We start from the raw sequence: 23,463 nt of genomic DNA on the forward strand, positions 1-23,463 counted from the left end.
GAGCCGGCGATGAGCGACAAGACCTACATCGACCTGCCGTTCTTTGACGAGACGCATCGCGCGCTGGAGCGCGAGCTGGATGCGTGGTGCGGAAAATCCCTGCAGCACGTCGATCATGCCGACGCGGACGCCGCCTGCCGTGGGCTGGTCCGTCAGCTCGGGCAAGCGGGCTGGCTGCGCTACTGCGTGCCGGCCGCGTTTGGCGGGGCGCTGCCTGCGCTCGATTCGCGCGCGTTGTGCCTGCTCCGCGAGACGCTGGCGCGCCACGATGGCCTGGCCGACTTTGCCTTTGCGATGCAGGGGCTTGGCTCCGGCGCGATCACGCTGGCCGGCAGCGATGCCGTGCGCGAGCGCTACCTGCCGCGCGTGGCCCGTGGCGACGCCATCGCCGCGTTTGCGCTGTCGGAGCCCGAGGCAGGCTCCGACGTGGCCGCCATGCAGTGCAGTGCGCGGCTGTCGGACGACGGCAGCCACTACGTGCTGGATGGCGCCAAGACGTGGATTTCCAATGGCGGCATTGCCGACTTCTACTGCGTGTTTGCCCGCACCGGCGAGGCGCCGGGCGCGCGCGGCATCACCGCGTTTGTCGTCGATGCCGACACCCCCGGGCTGACGATTGCCGAGCGCATCGATGTGATCGCGCCACATCCGCTGGCCACGCTGCGTTTCGACAACTGCCGCGTGCCGGTGGGCAACCGGCTCGGCGAGGCGGGGCAGGGCTTCAAGGTGGCGATGATGACGCTGGATATCTTCCGCGCGTCGGTGGCGGCCGCGGCGATCGGCTTTGCGCGCGCCGCGCTGGACGATGCGCTGGCGCGCGCGACATCGCGCCCGATGTTCGGCGGCGTGCTGGCTGACCTGCAACTCACGCAGGCTGCCATCGGCGACATGGCCACGGCCGTGGACGCTGCGGTGCTGCTGACCTATCGCGCCGCATGGCTGCGCGATGTGCAGGGTATCCGTACCACGCGCGAGGCGGCCATGGCCAAGATGGTCGCCACCGAGAACGCCCAGCAGGTGATCGATCGCGCCGTGCAGATGTTCGGCGGGCTTGGCGTCAGGATCGGCACGCGCGTGGAGAGCCTGTATCGCGAGATCCGCTCGCTGCGGATCTACGAAGGCGCCACCGAAGTGCAGAAGCTGATCATCGCCCGCGAAACGCTGGCCGCGCACGCCCGCTAACGACACGAATCGCCGAGAACCAGGAGAGACAAGCATGGCCGCCCCCACTGCCCACGTTGACACCTTCGCCCGCGACCGCCTGCCGCCGCAGCGGTCGTGGCCCGTGTTCCAGTTCAATGCCGATACCCGCTATCCCGAGCGCCTTAACGCCGCAGCGGAACTGGTCGACCGGCACGTGGCGGCAGGGAACGGCGCGCGCGTGGCGGTGCGCCACGAACGCGACGGCAGGATTGAAACGGTGACATATGCCGGGCTGGCGGCGATGGTGAACCGCATCGCGCATGTGCTGGTGGAAGACATGAGGCTGGTCCCCGGCAATCGCGTGCTGCTGCGCGGGCCAAACAACCTGATGATGGCGGCCAGCTGGCTGGCCATCGTGAAGGCCGGGTTGATCGCCGTGCCGACCATGCCGCTGCTGCGCGCCAAGGAGCTGAAGCAGATCATCGACAAGGCGCAGGTGACCGCGGCGCTTTGCGATGCGCGGCTGCGTGAGGAGCTCGAGGCCAACCTGCGTGCCGACGGCGAACACTACTGCCCGACGCTGACGACGACGCGATACTTCCACGGCACCGGCGACGATGCGCTGGAGGCCGCGATGGCCGGCAAGCCGGACACGTTCGCGGCCTGCGACACCGCCGCCGACGACACCTGCCTGATCGCCTTCACCAGCGGCACCACGGGCCAGCCGAAGGGCACGATGCATTTCCATCGCGATGTGCTGGCGATGTGCGACCTGTTTCCGCGTCACGTGCTGCAGCCGACTGCCGACGACATCTTCTGCGGCACGCCGCCGCTGGCGTTCACGTTCGGGCTGGGCGGCATGCTGTGCTTTCCGCTGCGGATCGGCGCAAGCACGGCGCTGGCGGAAAAACTCACGCCGGAGACGCTGTTGAAGCTGATCCAGGTTCATCGCGCCAGCATTGTCTTCACGGCGCCGACGTTCTATCGCCAGATGGCCACGCTGGCGCATGGCTTTGACCTGTCGAGCCTGAAGAAGAGCGTATCGGCCGGCGAAGCATTGCCCGATGCCACGCGGCAGGCATGGAAGGCGGCGACCGGCATCGAGATGATTGACGGCCTCGGTGGCACGGAAATGATGCACATCTTCGTCTCCAGCGCCGGCGCCGACGTGCGGCCCGGTGCGGTCGGGCGCGTGGTGCCCGGCTACGAGGCCCGCATCGTCGACGAGAACATGCAGCCGGTGCCGCCAGGCGTGGTCGGCAAGCTGGCCGTGCGCGGCCCGACGGGCTGCCGCTACCTCGACGATCCCCGGCAGGAGGCCTATGTGCGCGACGGATGGAATCTGCCGGGCGATACGTTCATGGCCGATGCCGACGGCTACTACTTCTATCAGGCGCGCTCGGACGACATGATCATCTCGGCGGGCTACAACATCGCCGGACCGGAGGTGGAGGGCACGCTGATGCGGCACGAGGCGGTGGCCGAATGCGGCGTGGTGGGCGCGCCCGATCCCGAGCGCGGGCAGGTGGTGACGGCCTACGTGGTGCTGCGGCCCGGTGTGGAGGCCAGCGAGGCCATGCGTGCGGCCCTGCAGGATTACGTGAAGCGGGAGATCGCGCCGTACAAGTATCCGCGCCGCATCGAGTTCGTGGCTGCGCTGCCGCGCACGGAGACCGGCAAGTTGCAGCGCTTCCGCCTGCGCCAGATCGCCGCGGGTATCGCCCCGAATGGCAATGGTAACGGCAGCGCCGGCGGCAGTGCGGGGCGGCCGTGAGCGAGGTCTTTCGCAATACCGTACGCATCCGCTTCAAGCATTGCGATGCCGCGGGCATCGTGTTCTATCCGCGCTACTTCGAGATGCTGAACGACTTCATCGAGGACTGGTTTGCGGACGGGCTGGACTGGCCCTTTGATGCGATGCATGGGGCGGGCCATGCCGGCGTGCCGACCGCGGAATTGCAGTGCCGCTTCGTGGCGCCGAGCCGGCTGGGCGATCTGCTGACGCGCGAGTTGCGCGTGACGCATGTCGGCCGGAGCAGCTTTGCCGTGGATATCCGCTTTGCCGGACCGGGTGACGACACGCGCATGGTCGTCACGCAGCGGCTGGTCTGCGTCGACACGCGAACGATGTCGCCGCAAGTGCTGCCGGAGGCAGTGCGCACCGCGATGGGGCGTTACGTGGCTGCCGCCGCATGACAGCACACATACAGAACAAGACAACCGATTCCCGATATTCCCAATCTCTCACAGACACGGACTTCATCATGCTCAAGACGCTGCAACCGCCCGACTGGGCACCGCCCCGGGGCTACGCCAACGGCATCCTGACCGAAATGCAGGTGGGCAGCCGCCTGATTTTCGTGGGTGGCCAGATCGGCTGGAATGGCCAGTGCGAATTCGAGACCGACGATTTCGCCTTGCAGGTGGCCCAGGCGCTGCGCAATATCGTCGCCGTGCTGGAAGCGGGCGGGGCGCGCCCGGAGCACATCACGCGCATGACCTGGTATGTGAAGGACAAGGTCGAGTACGTGGGTGCCTACAAGGCCATCGGCCAGCACTATCGCGACATCATCGGCCGTCACTTTCCGGCGATGACCGCCGTCGAGGTGGCGGATCTGGTCGAGCCGCGCGCCAAGGTGGAAATCGAGGTCACGGCGGTTGTGACGCCGGTTGCATGACCGAAGGCTCGGGACTTGCTGTCGCAAGTCCTTGAAAACTTGAGAAAATGGGCGCCACGGGATATAATTCGAAAGTTTCGCTTTCAGAACCCTTCACCCTAGCGCCTACCGTATTCCACCTTCCGCCGCCCCCATTCGCGCGAGTCTTTGTGCACTGCAAAATGTGATGCAAAAGCCGCGATCGGCCGGTCCCGCCATCCGCATGGCCAAGGGATCCGCCCACGGGGCACGAGGCGTTGAGCAGGTCGGTCACGGGGTGAGTCCAGCAGGAGCCTACCCGTGTTACCGTCTTTTCCGTCCGCCATTCTCGCGCTTGCAGACGGCACGGTCTTTCGTGGCTATTCCATCGGCGCTTCCGGCCATACCATCGGCGAAGTGGTGTTCAACACCGCCATCACCGGTTACCAGGAAATCCTCACCGACCCGAGCTATTCGCGGCAGATCGTCACGCTGACGTATCCGCATATCGGCAATGTTGGCGTCAATACTGAGGATGTCGAAGCCACGAAAGTCCATGCCGCCGGCCTGATCATCAAGGATCTGCCGCTTTTGGCCTCCAGTTTCCGCAAGGAACATACGCTCGCGCACTACCTGAAGCAGGAAAAGGTCGTCGCGATCGCCGGCATCGATACCCGCAAGCTGACCCGTATCCTCCGCGAAAAGGGTGCTCAGAACGGCTGCATCCTGGCTGGCGAGGACAACGTCCAGAAGGCCATCGACCTGGCCCGCTCGTTCCCCGGCCTGGCCGGCATGGACCTGGCCAAGGTCGTATCGGTCAAGGAACCGTACGAGTGGACGCAGTCCGAATGGAAGCTCGGTCAGGGCTACGCCACGCAGGACAAGCCGCAGTTCCACGTGGTGGCCTATGACTACGGCGTCAAGTTCAACATCCTGCGCATGCTGGCCGAGCGCGGCTGCAAGGTCACCGTGCTGCCGGCCCAGGCCAGCGCCGCGGACGCCTTCGCGCTCAACCCGGACGGCATCTTCCTGTCGAACGGCCCCGGCGACCCCGAGCCCTGCGACTACGCGATCGCCGCCACGCGCGAGTTCATCGCGCGCGGCATTCCGACGTTCGGCATCTGCCTGGGCCACCAGATCATGGGCCTGGCGGTCGGCGCCAAGACGCTCAAGATGAAGTTCGGCCACCACGGCGCCAACCATCCGGTCAAGGACATGGACGATGGCCGCGTGGTGATCACGTCGCAGAACCACGGATTTGCCGTGGACGCCGACACGCTTCCGTCCAACGTCCGCATCACGCACACGTCGCTGTTCGACGGTTCGCTGCAGGGTTTTGCGCTGACCGACAAGCCGGCGTTCTGCTTCCAGGGTCACCCGGAAGCGTCGCCCGGCCCGCACGATCTGGCGTACCTGTTCGACCGCTTCATCAAGCTGATGAAGGACGCCAGGCAGTAAGCCGCGGCCTGAACAACGAGAGAGCAGGGAATCCCCATGAACGCCTTCATGCATGCCAGCCTGGGCATCACCGATTTCTGGACCTTTGCGCTTGGCACGATCTTCATCGTGCTGCTGCCGGGGCCGAACTCGATGTATGTGTTGTCGGTGGCCGCCCAGCGCGGTGTGCGCGCCGGCTACAAGGGCGCGTGCGGCGTGTTCCTAGGCGATGCCATCCTGATGGTGCTGTCGGCCGCGGGCGTGGCGTCGCTGCTCAAGGCCAGCCCGGCGCTGTTCTACGTCGTGAAGTACATCGGTGCGGCGTACCTGGGCTGGATCGGCTTCCAGATGCTGCGCGGTGCGCTGCGCAGCTGGGCCGCGCGCGGGGAAAATGCGCCGGCCACGGAGGCCGCGCCGATGGACCGCGCGGCGAATCCGTTCCGCAAGGCGCTCGTCATCAGCCTGCTGAACCCCAAGGCGATCCTGTTTTTCATCTCGTTCTTCATCCAGTTCGTGGACCCGCAGTTCGGCTACCCGGCCTTGTCCTTCGTCGCGCTGGGCATCGTCTGCCAGATCTGCAGCTTTGCCTACCTGACCACGATCATTTTCGTGGGCGCCCGGCTGGCCGAGGCATTCCGCCGGCGCCGCCGCCTGTCGGCTGGCATGGCGAGCGGCGTGGGGGCCATGTTCATCGGCTTCGGTGCGAAGCTGGCCACGGCCACGCTGAACTGACGCGCGGCGAAATCCTGATATCCGGCGCGGCCCGCGACACCTTCGCGAGCCGGCCACCAAAGAGAGCGTGCAATGCCAAAACGCACAGACATTAAAAGCATCCTGATCATCGGCGCGGGCCCCATCATCATCGGCCAGGCGTGCGAATTCGACTACTCCGGCGCCCAGGCCTGCAAGGCCCTGCGCGAAGAGGGTTACAAGGTCATCCTGGTCAACTCGAACCCGGCGACCATCATGACGGACCCGAACACGGCCGACGTGACCTACATCGAGCCCATCACCTGGGAAGTGGTCGAGCGCATCATCGCGAAGGAGCGCCCGGACGCGATCCTGCCGACTATGGGTGGCCAGACCGCGCTGAACTGCGCGCTGGACCTGCATCGCCACGGCGTGCTGGACAAGTACAAGGTGGAGCTGATCGGCGCGTCGCCGGAAGCGATCGACAAGGCCGAAGACCGCCAGAAGTTCAAGGACGCGATGACCAAGATCGGTCTCGGTTCGGCCAAGTCCGGCATTGCCCACTCGATGGATGAAGCCGTGGCGGTGCAATCGCGCATCGCCCAGGACACCGGCACCACCGGCTACCCGATCGTGATCCGCCCGTCGTTCACGCTGGGCGGCTCCGGCGGCGGCATTGCCTACAACCGCGAAGAGTTCGAAGAGATCTGCAAGCGCGGCCTGGACCTGTCGCCCACGCGCGAGCTGCTGATCGAAGAGTCGCTGCTCGGCTGGAAGGAATACGAGATGGAAGTGGTCCGCGACAAGGCGGACAACTGCATCATCATCTGCTCGATCGAAAACCTGGACCCGATGGGCATCCACACCGGTGACTCGATCACCGTGGCCCCGGCCCAGACGCTGACCGACAAGGAATACCAGATCCTGCGTAACGCCTCGCTGGCCGTGCTGCGCGAGATCGGCGTGGACACCGGCGGCTCGAACGTGCAGTTCTCGATCAATCCGCAAGATGGCCGGATGATCGTGATCGAAATGAACCCGCGCGTGTCGCGGTCTTCGGCGCTGGCCTCGAAGGCCACCGGCTTCCCGATCGCCAAGGTCGCGGCCAAGCTGGCCGTGGGCTACACGCTGGACGAGCTCAAGAACGAGATCACCGGCGGCCAGACCCCGGCGTCGTTCGAGCCGTCGATCGACTACGTGGTCACCAAGGTGCCGCGCTTCGCCTTCGAGAAATTCCCGCAGGCCGACAGCCACCTGACCACGCAGATGAAGTCCGTGGGCGAAGTGATGGCCATGGGCCGGACCTTCCAGGAATCGTTCCAGAAGGCCCTGCGTGGCCTGGAAGTCGGCGTGGATGGCCTGGACGAGAAGTCCTCCGACCGCGACGAGGTGATCGAGGAAATCGGCGAAGCCGGCCCGGACCGTATCTGGTACGTGGGCGACGCCTTCCGCCTGGGCATGTCGCTGGAAGAAGTGCATGCCGAAACCGATATCGATCCGTGGTTCCTGGCCCAGATCGAGGACATCGTCAAGACCGAAGGCCTGGTGCGTAACCGCACGCTGGCCAGCCTGTCGTCGGCCGAGTTGCGCCTGCTCAAGCAGAAGGGCTTCTCCGACCGCCGCCTGGCCCGGTTGATGAAGACCGATGCGAAGGCCGTGCGCGAGGCGCGCGTGGCCCAGAACGTGCGCCCGGTCTACAAGCGCGTGGACACCTGCGCGGCCGAGTTCGCGACCAACACCGCCTACATGTACGGCACGTATGAAGCCGAACATGGCGAGTGCGAGGCGGAGCCCACGACCAACAAGAAGATCATGGTGCTGGGCGGCGGCCCGAACCGGATCGGCCAGGGCATCGAGTTCGACTACTGCTGCGTGCACGCCGCGCTGGCGCTGCGCGAAGACGGGTACGAGACCATCATGGTCAACTGCAACCCGGAAACCGTGTCGACCGACTATGACACCTCGGACCGCCTGTACTTCGAGCCGCTGACGCTGGAAGACGTGCTGGAAATCGTCGACAAGGAAAAGCCGGTTGGCGTGATCGTGCAATACGGTGGCCAGACCCCGCTGAAGCTGGCGCTGGACCTGGAAGCCAACGGCGTGCCGATCATCGGCACCAGCCCGGACATGATCGACGCCGCGGAAGACCGCGAGCGCTTCCAGAAGCTGCTGCAGGAGCTGGGCCTGCGCCAGCCGCCCAACCGCACCGCGCGTGCCGAGGACGAAGCGCTGCGGCTGGCCGAGGAAATCGGCTACCCGCTGGTGGTGCGCCCGTCGTACGTGCTGGGTGGCCGCGCGATGGAAATCGTGCACGAGCCGCGCGACCTCGAGCGCTACATGCGCGAGGCCGTGAAGGTGTCGAACGACTCCCCGGTGCTGCTGGACCGCTTCCTGAACGACGCCATCGAGTGCGACGTGGACGCCCTGTGCGACGGCCAGCGCGTGTTCATCGGCGGCGTGATGGAGCATATCGAGCAGGCTGGCGTGCATTCGGGCGATTCCGCCTGCTCGCTCCCGCCGTACTCGCTGGCCCAGGCCACCGTGGACGAACTGCGGCGCCAGACCGCCGCGATGGCCAAGGCGCTGAACGTGGTGGGCCTGATGAACGTACAGTTCGCCATCCAGCAGACCAACGGCGAAGACGTCGTCTACGTGCTGGAAGTGAACCCGCGTGCGTCGCGGACCGTGCCGTACGTGTCGAAGGCCACGGGCCTGTCGCTGGCCAAGATCGCCGCGCGCTGCATGGCCGGCCAGTCGCTGGATTCGCAGGGCATCGGCGAAGAAGTCGTGCCGCCGTACTTCAGCGTCAAGGAAGCCGTGTTCCCGTTCAACAAGTTCCCCGGCGTGGATCCGGTCCTCGGACCTGAAATGCGCTCCACTGGTGAAGTGATGGGCGTGGGCAAGGTGTTCGGCGAGGCACTGTTCAAGAGCCAGCTGGCTGCGGGATCGCGCCTGCCGGAGAAGGGCACCGTGCTGATTACCGTCAAGGACAGCGACAAGCCGCGCGCCGTTGGCGTGGCCCGCATGCTGCATGACCTGGGCTACCCGATCGTCGCCACGCGCGGCACGGCGTCGGCCATCGAGGCCGCCGGCATCCCTGTCCGGGTCGTCAACAAGGTCAAGGACGGCCGTCCGCACATCGTGGACATGATCAAGAACGGTGAACTGGCGCTGGTGTTTACGACCGTGGACGAGACCCGCACGGCGATTGCCGATTCGCGGTCGATCCGGATCGCGGCCCTGGCCGCCCGGGTGCCGTACTACACCACCATCGCCGGCGCCCGTGCCGCGGTGGAGGGCCTGAAGCACATGCAAAGCCTGGAAGTCTATGACCTGCAGAGCCTGCATAAGCAACTGGCCTGACAGCGTCTGAAAATGCTGCGCCGCGAGGGGCGCACACGTCCCTCGTGAGGCCCGCCGGGTTGATGCCGGCGGGCTTCTTCGCCTACACTACGTCGAATTCGTCGATCGAACGGTCATTGCGCCGTCCGGTCATATCCGAAAGCCGCGGTTGAGCGGAAGTGCTTCCGGCAACATTGCCGGGACATGGCTCCAGCTCCGCTGCGGCTCATTTTTTTGTTGAACGAGACAATGAGCACCATTCCGATTACCAAGCGTGGCGCCGAGCTCCTGAAGGAAGAACTGCAGCGCCTCAAGGCCGTCGAACGTCCCGCGGTGATCAATGCCATCTCCGAGGCGCGCGCCCAGGGCGACCTGTCGGAAAACGCCGAGTACGACGCCGCCAAGGAGAAGCAGGCCTTTATCGAAGGCCGCATCATCGAGGTGGAATCGAAGCTGTCGGCCGCCCAGATCATCGACCCGACCCAGCTGGACACCGACGGCCGCATCGTCTTCGGCGCCACCGTGGACCTGGAAGACCTGGAATCGGGCAAGCCCGTGAGCTACCAGATCGTTGGCGACGATGAAGCCGATCTGGACAGCGGCAAGATTTCCGTGAGTTCCCCGATCGCCCGTGCGCTGATCGGCAAGTTCGAGGGCGATGTGGCCATCGTGCTGGCCCCGGGCGGCGAGCGCGAATACGAAGTCATCACCGTCCGCTACGTCTGACGGGCGGCCCAGGCGTGTTCTCATCTTCCTATTCAAATCTGCCGCCGTTGCCCCACCGCATTTTCCTGCTGCTGACCGTCGTATGGGCCGGTAGTTTGTGGACGGTGGGCTACATGGTGGCCCCCACGCTGTTTGCCGTGCTGCCCAGCCGCGAAACGGCCGGCATGATCGCGGGCCACCTGTTCCGCTACGAGGCAATCCTCGGCGTGACGGTTGGGGTATTGCAGCTGGTGCTGTGCAACGTGATGATCCGCCGGGGCGCCGCACGGTATCGCGTATTGCGCTGGATCGTGCTGGCCATGCTGGTGTGCGTGCTGGCCGGCTACTTCGGCGTGCAGCCTTTCATGGAGGGGCTGAAGGTCAAGGCACAGGCGCTGAACGTGGGCGTTTCCGAATCGCCCTACAAGGGTCAGTTCGGCATGCTGCACGGCGTGTCGAGCATCATCTATCTGCTGCACAGCCTGCTGGCCCTGGTGCTGGTCTGGCGCGCCGCCGCGCCGCGATCGGCCGGGGAATAAGCAGCGGGGAATAAGCAATCCAGGCAAGGCAATTCAGGCTGCGGAATAGAAAACGCCCGCTGACGCGGGCGTTTTTGGTGAAAGCAGGAACCGAATCAGCCCAGTGCCTTCTTCTTCTGGCTGGCAGGGCGGGCGCGCGAGCGCTTGACGTTGCCGCCCTGGGTCACCCGTTCATTGCCGAGCACGGTCACCTGCTTGCGGGTCGGCCGGCGATTCGGCGCAGCGCTGGGCTTGCGCACCGTGACAGTGCGCGGCGCGGCACCGGCTCCCAGGCGGCGCGGGGCCATGCGGCCCAGTTCCTCGGGCTGGTTTTCCTTCAGGCGGGCCGGACCCGGACGCCAGATCACCAGCAGCTTGCCAATGTGCTGGATCGGTGCGGCGTCGAGTTCGTCGCAAATGGCTTCGTAGATGGCGATTCGCGTGTCACGCTCGTCGCCGAATACACGGATCTTGATGAGATCGTGGGCCGCCAGGCTGCGATCGATCTCGGCCAGGACAGCGGGAGTCAGGCCTTCCGCACCGATCATGACCACGGGATTCAGGCTGTGGGCGCGTGAGCGCAGGTCGGAGCGTTGGGCGGGGATCAGTTGGAGTGCTGGCATGAGATGGCGAAAAGCGGATTGGCGCGTATTATCCGCCAAAATATCGCCGGCAGGCGGCAAAGATCAGCAAAAAGGGAGAAAAACTGCATGCGGTCACTTAACGTGGCCGGGCGGCTCCCGCAACAAGGCGTATCTCTGGAATGGCCAAGAACAAATTCAACCAGTCGTGGCTGCACGACCATATCAACGATCCTTATGTGAAGATGGCCCAGCGCGACGGCTATCGGGCCCGGGCAGCCTACAAGCTCAAGGAAATCGACGAGCAGGACAAGCTGATCCAGCCCGGCCAGGTCATCGTTGACCTGGGCGCCGCCCCCGGCAGCTGGAGCCAGTACGCGCGCAACAAGCTGGCGGCGTCGCCACGGGCCCGGGACGGCCGGATCGACGGCGCGGTGGTGGCGATCGATCTCCTGCCGATGGAGCCGGTTGCCGACGTCACTTTCATTCAGGGGGACTTCCGCGAGGAAGAGGTATTCCGCCAGTTGGAAGAAGTTGTGCTGGCGGCCTCGGGCGGGTCCCGGATCGATCTTGTTATCTCCGATATGGCCCCCAATTTGTCTGGTGTGTCTTCGGCGGATTCGGCCCGGATCGAGTATCTGTGCGACCTGGCGCTGGACTTTGCCCAGGCTCATCTGAAGCCGGAGGGATCGTTGCTGGTAAAGTGTTTCCACGGCAGCGGCTACAGCCAGATCGTGGAGAAGTTCAAACGTCAGTTCAAGGTGGTCGCCAAACGCAAGCCCAAGGCGTCACGCGACAAGTCTTCAGAGACCTTTATTCTTGGGCGATACCTGAAAACGCTGGACTGATGTTGCGTTGGGCTGGTTTTTCCCGAATTGTCCCGAATGGGGCGGGTCGGGCACTATCGGCATCATAGATTCAGAGTTTCACCCCGGGGGCGGGCACTGCATTACAATGCAATGCAGCTATCCGTTGGCAAGGCAATTGCAAAGGAGTTCGGCCTTGAATAACAACCTGTTTCAAAAGGCGGCAATCTGGCTCGTGATCGCGCTGGTGTTGTTTACCGTCTTCAAGCAGTTCGACAAACCACGTGCCCAGGACGGTGTCACCTATTCGCAGTTCATGGATGACGCCAAGAACGGCAAGGTGAGCCGCGTCGACGTGCAGGGCCGTAACCTGGTGGTATCGCCGAAAGAGGGCGCCAAATACACCATCATTTCGCCGGGCGACATCTGGATGGTCGGCGACCTGATGAAGTACGGTGTCCAGGTGACCGGCAAGGCCGACGACGAGCCCAACCTGCTCGTGCAAGCCCTGTACTACCTCGGGCCAACCCTCCTGATCATCGTCTTCTGGTTCTACATGATGCGGCAGATGCAGGGCGGGGGGAAAGGCGGCGCCTTCTCCTTCGGTAAATCCCGTGCACGCCTGATCGACGAGAACCAGAACGCCGTCACCTTCCAGGACGTCGCCGGTTGCGATGAATCCAAGGAAGAAGTGGTCGAGCTGGTCGACTTCCTCAAGGATCCGCAGAAATTCCAGAAGCTGGGCGGGCGTATCCCGCGCGGCGTGCTGCTGGTGGGCCCCCCGGGTACCGGCAAGACGCTGCTGGCGCGCGCCATCGCCGGCGAAGCCAAGGTGCCGTTCTTCAGCATCTCGGGTTCTGACTTCGTGGAAATGTTCGTCGGCGTGGGCGCGGCCCGTGTGCGCGACATGTTCGAGAATGCCAAGAAGCAGGCCCCCTGCATCGTGTTCATCGACGAAATCGACGCGGTCGGCCGCCATCGCGGCGCCGGCATGGGCGGTGGCAACGACGAGCGCGAGCAGACCCTGAACCAGATGCTGGTGGAGATGGACGGCTTCGAGGCCAACTCGGGCGTCATCGTGATCGCCGCGACCAACCGTGCGGACGTGCTCGACAAGGCGCTGTTGCGTCCGGGCCGTTTCGACCGCCAGGTCTACGTGGGCCTGCCGGACATCCGCGGCCGCGAGCAGATCCTGAAGGTCCATATGCGCAAGGTGCCGATCGGCAACGACGTGGACGCATCGATTATCGCGCGCGGTACGCCGGGCTTCTCGGGTGCCGACCTGGCGAACCTGGTCAACGAAGCCGCGCTGTTCGCCGCTCGCCGCAGCAAGCGCGTGGTCGACATGCAGGACTTCGAGGACGCCAAGGACAAGATCTACATGGGTCCGGAGCGCAAGTCGACGGTCATGCGCGAGGAAGAGCGCAAGGCCACGGCTTACCACGAGTCCGGTCACGCGGTGGTGGCCAAGCTGCTGCCGAAGGCCGACCCGGTGCACAAGGTCACGATCATGCCGCGCGGCTGGGCGCTGGGTGTGACCTGGCAGCTGCCGGAGCATGACAAGTATTCGAAGTACAAGGACAACATGCTTGAAGAGATCGCCATTCTCTTCGGCGGCCGGGCGGCGGAAGAGGTTTTCCTCAACGCCATGAGCACCGGTGCGTCCAATGACTTCGAGCGTGCGACCAAGATTGCCCGCGACATGGTGACCCGTTTCGGCATGAGCGATACGCTGGGCGCCATGGTCTACGTCGACACCGAGCAGGACGGCATGTTTGGCAAGCTGTCGTCGAAGACGGTGTCGGAGGCCACGCAGCAGAAGGTCGACGCCGAGATCCGCCGCATCATCGACGAGCAGTACGCGCTGGCCAAGCGCCTGCTGGAAGAGAACCGCGACAAGGTCGAAGCGATGACCAACGCGCTGATGGAGTGGGAAACGATCGACGCCGAACAGGTCAACGACATCATGGCCGGCAAGCCGCCGCGCCCGCCGCGCGGCGTGTCGGGCCCGAACGGTGGTGGCAGCACGCCTTCGGGCGGTTCGCCGGTGGCGCCGACCAACGCCCCTGCCACGGCCTGACCTGTGTGACCACGGCTGTCCCTGACAGCCTCCGAAGCCGGTGCCCTGCGCACCGGCTTTTTCCATTCCAGGACACGAACCTTGTCGACCGAGTATTTCCAGTGCGGGCGCTACCGCTTCGCCCGTAACCGCCGCCCTCTCGTCATGGGCATCCTGAACGTGACGCCCGATTCGTTCTCCGATGGCGGCCAGCACGCTACCCGCGACGCCGCCTTGCGTCATGCGGAGCAGATGATGGCCGAGGGCGTGGATATCATCGACATTGGTGGCGAATCGAGCCGCCCGGGATCTGCGGCGCTGCCGCTCGACCAGGAGCTTGCACGCGTGATGCCAATCGTGGAGGCGCTGGAAGGCTGCGGCAAGCCGCTGTCCATCGACACCTACAAGCCCGAGGTCATGCGTGCGGCACTGGCGGGCGGAGCGGATCTGATCAACGATATCTGGGGTTTCCGCATGCCGGGGGCCGTCGAGGCCGTGGCGGCGGGGCAGGCGGGCCTGTGCGTGATGCACATGCAGCGCGACCCGCAAACCATGCAGGAAGACCCCCACTACACAGATGTGGTGACCGAAGTGGAGGCATTCCTGCGCGAGCGGGTAGCCGTCCTGCGCGCAGCGGGCGTGGACGATGCACGCATTTCGCTAGATCCAGGCTTTGGCTTTGGCAAGACTCCGGATCATAATCTCCGCTTGCTCGGCCAGATGCCGCGGCTGGCTGTCGACGGCCTGCCAATCCTGGCCGGGCTGTCGCGCAAGTCGACTCTCGGCGCCATCCTTGGCGGCAAGCCACCGCAACAGCGCGTGGCGGCCAGCCTGGCGGCGGCGGTGTGCGCGGCCGAGCGCGGTGCTTTCATCGTGCGTGTGCACGACGTGGAACAGACAGTGGACGCCCTCAAGACGTGGTGGGCGATTCGCCATGAATCAGTTGCCGGTACAGGGCAATAGGGAGAAATGAACAGATGACACGCAAGTATTTCGGGACAGATGGCGTGCGGGGTCGGGTCGGCGAGGCGCCGATCACGCCGGACTTCGTGATGCGGCTGGGTTATGCGGCCGGCAAGGTGCTGGCACTGGGCCAGAAGACCTCGCAAGGCAAGCCGACGGTATTGATCGGCAAGGACACGCGGATCTCCGGTTACATGCTGGAGGCTGCGCTGGAAGCCGGCTTTACCGCAGCGGGTGTGAATGTGCTGCTGACCGGGCCGTTGCCCACGCCGGGCATTGCCTACCTGACCCGGGCGTTGCGCCTGGCGGCAGGCGTGGTGATTTCCGCCAGCCACAATCCGTACTACGACAACGGCATCAAGTTCTTCTCCGCCTCCGGCGACAAGCTGCCGGATGACGTCGAGCAGAAGATCGAGGCGCAGCTGGAAGAGCCGATGGCCTGTGTGCGCTCCGACGACCTAGGCCGGGCGCGCCGGATCGAGGATGCCGCGGGCCGCTATATCGAGTTCTGCAAGAGCACGTTCCCGTATGAGCAGGACCTGCATGGCCTGAAGCTGGTGGTGGATTGCGCCAACGGGGCCGCGTACCACATCGCGCCGCACGTGTTCCATGAACTCGGCGCGGAGGTCATTGCCATCGGCAACCAGCCCGATGGCCGCAACATCAACGCGGGTTACGGCGCCACGGCACCGGACAAGCTGATCGAGGCCGTCAAGGCCCACGGTGCCGACCTGGGCCTGGCCTTCGACGGCGATGCGGACCGCCTGCAAGTGGTGGATGCCGATGGTCGTCTCTACAACGGCGACGAACTGCTGTACCTGATCGTGCGGGACCGCCAGGCGGCCGGCCAGAAGGTCGAAGGCGCCGTCGGCACGCTGATGACGAACATGGCCGTGGAGCTGGCGCTCAAGCGCCTGGGTGTTTCCTTCGTGCGCGCCAAGGTGGGCGACCGCTACGTGCTGGAAGAGCTGAACAAGAACAAGTGGATGCTGGGCGGCGAGGGCTCCGGCCACTTGCTCTGCCTGGACCGGCACACCACCGGCGACGGCATCGTGTCCGCACTGCAGGTGCTGGCGGCGCTGCGTCGCAGCGGCAAGACGCTGGCACAACTGCTGGAAGGCGTGCGCCTGTTCCCGCAAACGCTGATCAACGTGCGTGTGGAGAAGGGCTTCGACTGGCAGACCCATGCCGGTCTGCAAGCGGCCCGTGCGCGCGTGGAGCCGGAGCTGGAAGGTCGCGGCCGTGTGCTGATCCGTGCCTCCGGCACGGAGCCTGTGGTGCGCGTGATGGTCGAGGCGGAGCAGGTGGAAACCGCCGAACGCGCGGCGCAGACGCTGGCGGACGCATTGCGCACCTGATTCCGGCCAGTCCCTACCCAGGGCACCAACGCCTCGACGACGCCACGGCTACCCACCGTGGCGTTTTTTATCGCTATTTGGCAATTAACCGCCAGCATTTCGCGGCAACAAGGCAGGTGGCGGGCAGATCACGAGGGGCTGGCAACGGTGTGACGGCAGCGTGGATCAGGGCGGGCTGGCGGGATGTTCGAAGAAGATTCGGGGATGTCACGGAACTGTCATACAGAGGGCCTAAAGTTCGACTTGTCAAAAATTTGTCATTCCCAACCATGTTCTCTGGAGGACATATGAAGCTGGTCAAGACTGCCGTGGCAGGCATCGTTTCGATGGTCGTAGCGGGTACTGCGTTCGCGGCGGAAATTACCGGTGCTGGCGCCTCTTTCCCGGCGCCCGTGTATTCCAAATGGGCTGACGCCTATCAAAAAGCAACGGGTAATAAGGTCAACTATCAATCCATCGGCTCGTCGGGCGGCATCAAGCAAATTGGCGCCAAGACGGTCGATTTCGGCGCTTCCGACGCCCCGCTGAAGGACGACGAACTGGCCAAGCAAGGCCTGGTTCAATTCCCGACCGTCATCGGCGGCGTGGTGCCCGTGATCAACCTGCAAGGCGTGAAGCCGGGCGAGCTGACGATCACCGGCGAAGTGCTGGCTAACATCTACCTGGGCAAGATCAAGAAGTGGGATGATCCCGCGATCAAGGCCCTGAACCCGAAGGCCAAGCTGCCGAACCAGGACATCCTGCCGGTACGCCGCGCCGATGGCTCGGGCACGACCTTCATCTTCACGAACTACCTGTCGAAGGTGAGCCCGGACTGGAAGAGCTCGGTGGGCGAGGGCACCACGGTGAACTGGCCGGGTGGCGGCACGGGCGGCAAGGGTAACGAAGGCGTGGCCGCTTTCGTGCAGCGCCTGAACGGCGCCATTGGCTACGTCGAGTACGCCTACGCAAAGCAGAACAAGATGACCCACCTGAACATGAAGAACGCGTCGGGTGAAGTGGTGCAACCGGGTGACGATGCCTTCAAGGCCGCTGCCGCTGGTGCGGACTGGAGCAAGACCTACTACCAGATCCTGACCAACCAGTCGGGCAAGACGGCATGGCCGATCGCGGGTGCCACGTTCATCCTGCTGCACAAGAGCCAGGAGAAGCCGGCTCAAGGCGCCGAAGTGATGAAGTTCTTTGACTGGGCCTACAAGAGCGGCGGTACGATGGCTTCTGACCTGGATTACGTGCCGCTGCCGGAGTCGGTCGTGAACCAGATCCGCACGACCTGGAAGAGCAGCGTCAAGGACGCTTCGGGCAAGTCGCTGTACTGATTGCCTGACATGCCCCCGTCACGTGGCCCCGGCGGTCGCGTGACAAGGCAGCCCCCGCGGCCAGCAAGCCGCAGGGGCTGCCGGACCGGCCGGTCCGCCGTCGCGTCAGGCTCCTGGCGATCCGCGCCGAATCCATCCACGCACTCGATTTCCCCACCATGGCGACTACGTCCGATCTTCCCGCAGTCCGGCCTCCCAGCCGCACCGGCGACATCCTGTTCGGCGGCCTGACCCGCGGCGCCGCCATCGTCACGCTGCTGCTGCTGGGCGGCATCATCGTTTCCCTGGCCATCACCGCATGGCCGTCAATCAAGCAGTTCGGCATCGCCTTCCTTTGGGAGGCCCAGTGGGATCCGCCCGCCGACGTCTACGGCGCGCTCGTGCCGATCTACGGCACGCTGGTGACCTCGCTGATCGCCCTGATCATCGCCGTGCCGGTCAGCTTCGGCATCGCACTGTTTCTCACCGAGCTGTCGCCAGCATGGCTGCGCCGGCCGCTCGGCACCGCCATCGAGCTGCTCGCCGCCGTGCCGTCCATCGTGTACGGCATGTGGGGTCTGCTCGTGTTCTCGCCGATCTTCGGCGAATACTTCCAGAAGCCGCTGGCTGCCACCGTGGGTCAGGTGCCCGTGATCGGCAAACTGTTCCAGGGCGCCCCCCTGGGCATTGGCCTGCTCTGTGCCGGCGTCATCCTGGCAATCATGATCATTCCGTACATCGCCTCGGTGATGCGCGATGTGTTTGAAGTCACGCCGGTGCTGCTGAAGGAGTCGGCCTACGGCATCGGCTGCACCACGTGGGAAGTGATGTGGAACGTCGTGCTGCCGTTCACCCGCGCGGGCGTCATCGGTGGCGTGATGCTGGGTCTGGGCCGCGCGCTCGGCGAGACCATGGCCGTCACCTTCGTGATCGGCAACACCAACCTGCTGGATAGCGTCTCGCTGTTTTCGCCGGGCAACAGCATCACGTCGGCATTGGCCAACGAATTCGCCGAAGCCGGCGCCGGGCTGCATACCGCCGCGCTGATGGAGCTGGGCCTGATCCTGTTCGTCATTACGTTCGTGGTGCTGGCGCTGTCCAAGCTCCTGCTGCTGCGACTCGCCAAGAATGAGGGTGGCAAATGAACCAAGCCAGCCAAGCCGTCGTGTCGACTTCCGCCATCCCTGCCGTTCGTCCCGATGCGGACGCCGTGCGCGCCCGCCTGCAGGGCTCGCGCCGCCGGATGAACCTGTACGCGCTGACCGCATCGCTCGCGGCGATGGGTTTTGGCCTGTTCTGGCTCGCGTGGATCTTGTGGACCACCATCTCGCTGGGCGTGGGCGGGCTGTCGCTCGACCTGTTCACCCAGATGACCCCGGCGCCGAACACGGCCGGCGGGGGGCTGGCCAACGCCATCTTCGGCAGCTTCGTGATGGTCGGCATGGCCACGCTGCTCGGCACGCCGCTGGGTATCCTGGCGGGTATCTACCTGGCCGAGTATGGCCAGAAATCGCCGCTGGCCAGCCTGATCCGCTTTATCAACGACATCCTGCTCTCGGCGCCGTCCATCGTAATCGGCCTGTTTGTCTACGCGCTGGTGGTGACCCGCATGGGCCACTTCTCGGGCTGGGCCGGCGTGTGCGCGCTGGCGCTGCTGCAGGTCCCCATCGTGGTCCGCACCACGGAGAACATGCTGCAACTGGTGCCAAACGCGCTGCGTGAGGCCGCGGTGGCCCTCGGCACGCCGAAGTGGAAGATGGTGTTGTCGATCACGGTCAAGTCGTCGTATGCGGGCATCGTGACTGGCGTGCTGCTGGCCGTGGCCCGCATCGCCGGCGAGACCGCTCCGCTGCTGTTTACCGCGCTGTCCAATCAGTTCTGGAGCAGCGACCTGAACAAGCCGATGGCCAACCTGCCGGTGACGATTTTCCGCTTCGCCATGAGCCCGTTCACCGAGTGGCAGCAACTGGCCTGGGCCGGGGTGTTCCTGATTACCGTCGGTGTGCTCGCGCTGAATATCGCGGCGCGCATGCTGTTCAAGAAATAACCGGCGCCACGTGCCCGAACCATCGAATTCAAGCGAGACATGAGCATGACTTCTACCGTCATCGACATTCCCGATACTGTGCGCGCCAAGATCGACGTGCGGAACCTGAATTTCTACTACAGCCAGTTCCACGCGCTGAAGAACGTCAACATGTCGATTCCGGACCGCAAGGTGACCGCGTTCATCGGCCCGTCCGGCTGCGGCAAGTCCACGCTGCTGCGCACGTTCAATAAGATGTATGCGCTGTACCCGGAGCAACGCGCCGAGGGCGAGATCAACATGGACGGCGAAAACCTGTTGACCAGCAAGCAGGACATCTCGCTGTTGCGCGCCAAGGTGGGCATGGTGTTCCAGAAGCCGACGCCGTTCCCGATGTCGATTTACGACAACATCGCCTTCGGCGTGCGGCTGTTCGAGAAGCTGTCGCGCTCCGAGATGGACGACCGCGTGGAATGGGCGCTGTCCAAGGCCGCGCTGTGGAACGAGGCCAAGGACAAGCTGCACCAGTCTGGCTATGGCCTGTCCGGCGGGCAGCAGCAGCGTCTGTGCATCGCGCGCGGCATCGCGATCCGTCCGGAGGTGCTGCTGCTGGACGAGCCGTGCTCCGCGCTGGACCCGATTTCCACGGGCCGCATCGAGGAACTGATCGCCGAACTGAAAGACGAGTACACGGTGGTCATCGTGACCCACAACATGCAGCAGGCCGCGCGCTGCTCGGACTACACCGCGTACATGTACCTGGGCGAGCTGATCGAATTCGGCGAGACCGAAAAGATCTTCATCAAGCCGCATCGCAAGGAAACTGAGGATTACATTACCGGCCGCTTCGGCTGAATTGCAGGACTCGACCTTCCACGCCTAGCATACGAATAGCGGCCAGGAGAACACCATGACTGACAAGCACCTGTCGACCCAGTTCGACGCCGACCTCAACGCGATCAACACCAAGCTGCTGCAGATGGGCGGCCTGGTGGAATCGCAGATCGAGCTGGCCATGCGCGCGCTGGCCGACTTCGACGCCGACCTGGCCGACCAGGTCATTACCCGCGAACAACAGCTCAACGCGCTGGAGCTCGAGATCGATGCGGACTGCGGCAACATCATCGCCCGCCGCCAGCCGACCGCGCGCGACCTGCGCCTGGTGATGGCGATCTCCAAGACGATCACCAACCTGGAGCGCGCTGGCGACGAAGCCGAGAAGGTGGCCAAGCGGACCAAGCACATCATGGAAGATGCGGCGGCCCATAACATCAATTATTCCGAGGTGAAGCTGTCGGGCGAGATGGCCATCACGCTGCTGCGTCAGGCGCTGGATGCGTTTGCCCGCCTGGATACCGTGGCGGCCGCGCGGATCGTCAAGGACGACAAGGCCATCGACGACGAATTCCGGGCCTTCGTGCGCAAGCTGATCACCTACATGATGGAAGATCCGCGCACGATTTCGGTGGCGCTGGACTTCCTGTTTATCGCCAAGGCCATCGAGCGGATCGGCGATCATGCCAAGAATATTGCAGAATTCATCATCTATATCGTAAAGGGCAGGGACGTCCGTCATGCCTCGCGCGAAGATATGGAGCGCGAAGCGCTGAGCTGAAAAGCCCAGGGACTGAAGAGCGGAGAAAACATACATGCCAAGCAGTATTCTCGTTGTCGAAGACGAACCGGCGATCGCTGAGCTGATCGCCGTCAACCTGCAGCACGCGGGGCACTATCCGATCCGGGCCTATAACGCCGAGCAGGCGCTGTCGCTGATGAGCGACGTGCTGCCCGACCTTGTCCTGCTGGACTGGATGCTCCCGGGCAAGTCGGGCGCGACCTTCGCCAAGGAACTGCGTACCAACGACCGCACCAAGCAGATTCCGATCATCATGCTCACCGCTCGCAGCGAGGAGCAGGACAAGGTGATGGGACTGGAAGCCGGTGCGGACGACTACGTGACCAAGCCGTTCTCGCCCAAGGAGCTACTGGCTCGCATCAAGGCCGTCTTGCGCCGCCGGGCGCCGCAGCTGACGGACGACGTGGTGGCCATCAACGGCCTGCGGCTGGACCCGGCCACGCATCGCGTGACGGGGCAGGATGAGGGCGGGCCGATCAAGCTGGACCTGGGCCCGACCGAGTTCCGTCTGCTGCACTTCCTGATGACACATCCGGAACGCGTGCATAGCCGGTCACAATTGCTCGACCAGGTGTGGGGCGACCACGTTTTCGTGGAAGAGCGCACCGTGGACGTCCACATCAAGCGCCTGCGTGCCGCACTGATGCCGGGCGGGTACAGCAACATGATCGAAACGGTCCGTGGCAGCGGTTATCGCCTGGCCCGCGGGTCGAGCCACTGACCGGTCATTCGCCGGGCCCGGATACAGAGGGGCCGCGCCGGCGGACTGCCATGGCGAGCGCTGGTGGCTCGCGGGTCGATGCGCAGATCCATGTGCGGATCGGTTCACAGATCCGCGCGCAGAACGACGTGAATTCGTGGCACACTCCGACGCAACGCGCCCGCGGCCTGGCCGCCCGCCTGAATCCTCTTCCCTCGCATGAATGTCATCTGGGCCCGATCCGCGGCCATTCTTGTCTGCCTGGCCATCATCGGTGCCGGCTTGTACGTCATGGCCGGCCCCATTTCCGGCCTGCTGTTCCTCTGCGTCTCGCTGTTCCTGCTGCTGGGCTACTACCTGTTCCAGATCAACCGGCTGTGGAAGGTGCTCGATGCACCTGCCTATGGCGCGATTCCCAGCGCGCTCGGCCTGTGGGGTGAGGTCTATTACCGCCTGCACCGGCTGGTCAAGCGCTGGCGCACGCAGGTGTTGCAGGTGGAGCAACAGCACACGCGCTTTATCCAGGCCATCCAGGCGTCGCCCTACGGCGTGCTGATGCTCGACGATGCCGACCAGATCGAGTGGTGCAATGGCGTGGCGGAGCAGCATTTTGGCCTGAACGCCCGGCGCGACGTGCGTCAGCGCATCACGCACCTGATCCGCCGCCCCGAATTCGTCAACTACCTGACGCGCGAGCGCTATGACGAGCCGCTGATCATGCGCGACATGGGCGAGCACAAGCGCAGCATCACCTCGGTGCAGATCCTTCCCTATGGCGAGAACCGCAAGCTCGTGCTGACGCAGGACATCACCAAGGTGGAAAGCACCGAAGCCATGCGGCGCGATTTCGTGGCCAATGTGTCGCACGAGCTGAAGACGCCGCTGACCGTGCTGACCGGTTTTTTGGAGACGGTGCGGGACCTGCCCGTGTCCGAGGATGACCGCAAGCGCTACGTCGACATGATGCTGGTGCAATCGATGCGCATGCAGCGGATCGTGGAAGACCTGCTGGCGCTGGCCAAGCTGGAGTCGGATGTCCAGCCGCCGCCGCTGGAGCGCGTGAACGTGGGGGCGCTGGCCGCGCACCTGGTGCACGATGCCGAGGCGCTGTCGCAGGATCGGCACCAGATCCAGGCGGAGATCGACGCGAGCGTGGTCCTGCGTGGCGCCGAAAGCGAACTGCTCTCGGCGCTGGGCAACCTGGTTTCCAACGCGGTGCGCTACACGCCGGACGGCGGGCGGATTGCGATCCGCCTGACCTATACCGACGGGCATTCGGTTTTCTCGGTGAGCGATACGGGGTTGGGCATTGCGCCCGAGCATATTCCGCGGCTGACCGAGCGGTTCTATCGCGTGGATCGCAGTCGTTCGCGCGACACGGGCGGCACGGGGCTGGGGCTGGCCATCGTCAAGCATGTGCTGTCCCGTCACCATGCGGATATGCGCGTAACCAGCGAAGTGGGACGAGGCAGCACGTTTCGCATCATCTTCCCGGCAGACCGCAGCGGGTATGAGCCGGACGTGGCGCCGAACTATCCGGATCGCACACGGCACGCCGCCTGAGT

General features: G+C 64.6%; 21 protein-coding genes. 20 read left to right on the forward strand and 1 reads right to left on the reverse strand.

Annotation, left to right across the window (positions count from 1 at the left end; genetic code table 11):
- Positions 1-9 precede the first annotated feature (9 nt).
- From AC1DOX_RS05435 to AC1DOX_RS05475, 9 genes are all read left to right on the forward strand, one after another.
- Complete coding sequence (locus AC1DOX_RS05435) at positions 10-1,182, forward strand: acyl-CoA dehydrogenase family protein (RefSeq protein WP_441620973.1); 1,173 nt, start codon at positions 10-12, stop codon at positions 1,180-1,182.
- Positions 1,183-1,216: 34 nt separating this feature from the next.
- Positions 1,217-2,917 (forward strand): AMP-binding protein, encoded by a 1,701-nt coding sequence (locus AC1DOX_RS05440; RefSeq protein WP_441620975.1) that lies wholly within the window; start codon positions 1,217-1,219, stop codon positions 2,915-2,917.
- Entirely contained in the window at positions 2,914-3,339 is a 426-nt protein-coding gene (locus tag AC1DOX_RS05445) for an acyl-CoA thioesterase (protein WP_441620977.1), read from the forward strand. The genes AC1DOX_RS05440 and AC1DOX_RS05445 overlap by 4 nt, the downstream gene beginning before the upstream one ends.
- Positions 3,340-3,407: 68 nt before the next feature.
- Complete coding sequence (locus AC1DOX_RS05450; RefSeq protein ID WP_441620979.1) at positions 3,408-3,821, forward strand: RidA family protein; 414 nt, start codon at positions 3,408-3,410, stop codon at positions 3,819-3,821.
- Between the two features lie 279 nt (positions 3,822-4,100).
- Entirely contained in the window at positions 4,101-5,237 is a 1,137-nt protein-coding gene (gene carA / locus AC1DOX_RS05455; protein ID WP_092134367.1) for a glutamine-hydrolyzing carbamoyl-phosphate synthase small subunit, read from the forward strand.
- A 36-nt stretch (positions 5,238-5,273) separates the two neighbouring features.
- Positions 5,274-5,948 carry a leucine efflux protein LeuE gene (gene leuE, locus AC1DOX_RS05460; protein ID WP_441620982.1) on the forward strand — a complete coding sequence of 225 codons (675 nt, stop codon included), beginning with the start codon at positions 5,274-5,276 and terminating at the stop codon, positions 5,946-5,948.
- Between the two features lie 72 nt (positions 5,949-6,020).
- Positions 6,021-9,269: a carbamoyl-phosphate synthase large subunit gene (gene carB, locus AC1DOX_RS05465; RefSeq protein ID WP_441620984.1), complete on the forward strand. Its 3,249-nt coding sequence runs from the start codon at positions 6,021-6,023 to the stop codon at positions 9,267-9,269.
- 228 nt (positions 9,270-9,497) lie between these two features.
- The gene (greA, locus tag AC1DOX_RS05470) at positions 9,498-9,974 is read left to right on the forward strand and encodes a transcription elongation factor GreA (RefSeq protein WP_092134363.1); all 477 of its coding nucleotides are present in this window, start codon (positions 9,498-9,500) and stop codon (positions 9,972-9,974) included.
- A 14-nt stretch (positions 9,975-9,988) separates the two neighbouring features.
- A complete protein-coding gene (locus AC1DOX_RS05475; RefSeq protein ID WP_441620986.1) occupies positions 9,989-10,492 on the forward strand; it encodes a DUF4149 domain-containing protein in 504 nt (167 codons plus the stop codon).
- A gap of 95 nt (positions 10,493-10,587) precedes the next feature.
- Here the strand turns inward: AC1DOX_RS05475 and AC1DOX_RS05480 are convergent, their stop codons facing one another.
- Positions 10,588-11,094 (reverse strand): YhbY family RNA-binding protein, encoded by a 507-nt coding sequence (locus AC1DOX_RS05480; protein ID WP_092134360.1) that lies wholly within the window; start codon positions 11,092-11,094, stop codon positions 10,588-10,590.
- A 140-nt stretch (positions 11,095-11,234) separates the two neighbouring features.
- Between AC1DOX_RS05480 and AC1DOX_RS05485 the strand changes: the two genes are divergently transcribed.
- The 11 genes from AC1DOX_RS05485 to phoR all read left to right on the forward strand — a co-directional run bounded on the left by AC1DOX_RS05485 (position 11,235) and on the right by phoR (position 23,461).
- Complete coding sequence (locus tag AC1DOX_RS05485) at positions 11,235-11,900, forward strand: RlmE family RNA methyltransferase (RefSeq protein ID WP_092134358.1); 666 nt, start codon at positions 11,235-11,237, stop codon at positions 11,898-11,900.
- Positions 11,901-12,054: 154 nt separating this feature from the next.
- Positions 12,055-13,938, forward strand: a complete 1,884-nt coding sequence (ftsH, locus tag AC1DOX_RS05490) for an ATP-dependent zinc metalloprotease FtsH (RefSeq protein ID WP_092134357.1) — start codon at positions 12,055-12,057, stop codon at positions 13,936-13,938.
- Positions 13,939-14,019: 81 nt separating this feature from the next.
- Positions 14,020-14,880 (forward strand): dihydropteroate synthase, encoded by an 861-nt coding sequence (gene folP, locus AC1DOX_RS05495; protein ID WP_441620991.1) that lies wholly within the window; start codon positions 14,020-14,022, stop codon positions 14,878-14,880.
- Between the two features lie 14 nt (positions 14,881-14,894).
- Complete coding sequence (gene glmM, locus AC1DOX_RS05500; protein ID WP_092134354.1) at positions 14,895-16,238, forward strand: phosphoglucosamine mutase; 1,344 nt, start codon at positions 14,895-14,897, stop codon at positions 16,236-16,238.
- A 287-nt stretch (positions 16,239-16,525) separates the two neighbouring features.
- A complete protein-coding gene (pstS, locus tag AC1DOX_RS05505) occupies positions 16,526-17,557 on the forward strand; it encodes a phosphate ABC transporter substrate-binding protein PstS (protein ID WP_092134352.1) in 1,032 nt (343 codons plus the stop codon).
- Between the two features lie 158 nt (positions 17,558-17,715).
- Entirely contained in the window at positions 17,716-18,681 is a 966-nt protein-coding gene (gene pstC, locus AC1DOX_RS05510) for a phosphate ABC transporter permease PstC (protein WP_092134351.1), read from the forward strand.
- On the forward strand, positions 18,678-19,583 hold the full coding sequence (pstA, locus tag AC1DOX_RS05515; protein ID WP_092134349.1) for a phosphate ABC transporter permease PstA: 906 nt from the start codon (positions 18,678-18,680) through the stop codon (positions 19,581-19,583). The genes pstC and pstA overlap by 4 nt, the downstream gene beginning before the upstream one ends.
- Positions 19,584-19,628: 45 nt before the next feature.
- Positions 19,629-20,417, forward strand: a complete 789-nt coding sequence (gene pstB, locus AC1DOX_RS05520) for a phosphate ABC transporter ATP-binding protein PstB (RefSeq protein ID WP_092135388.1) — start codon at positions 19,629-19,631, stop codon at positions 20,415-20,417.
- 55 nt (positions 20,418-20,472) lie between these two features.
- A complete protein-coding gene (gene phoU, locus AC1DOX_RS05525; RefSeq protein ID WP_092134347.1) occupies positions 20,473-21,177 on the forward strand; it encodes a phosphate signaling complex protein PhoU in 705 nt (234 codons plus the stop codon).
- Between the two features lie 34 nt (positions 21,178-21,211).
- Positions 21,212-21,919, forward strand: coding sequence for a phosphate regulon transcriptional regulator PhoB (gene phoB, locus AC1DOX_RS05530; RefSeq protein ID WP_092134346.1), 708 nt, complete (start codon positions 21,212-21,214; stop codon positions 21,917-21,919).
- 198 nt (positions 21,920-22,117) lie between these two features.
- A complete protein-coding gene (phoR, locus tag AC1DOX_RS05535) occupies positions 22,118-23,461 on the forward strand; it encodes a phosphate regulon sensor histidine kinase PhoR (protein ID WP_441620995.1) in 1,344 nt (447 codons plus the stop codon).
- Positions 23,462-23,463: the final 2 nt, after the last annotated feature.

The sequence above is a fragment of the Cupriavidus sp. 01L415 genome (assembly GCF_056400065.1).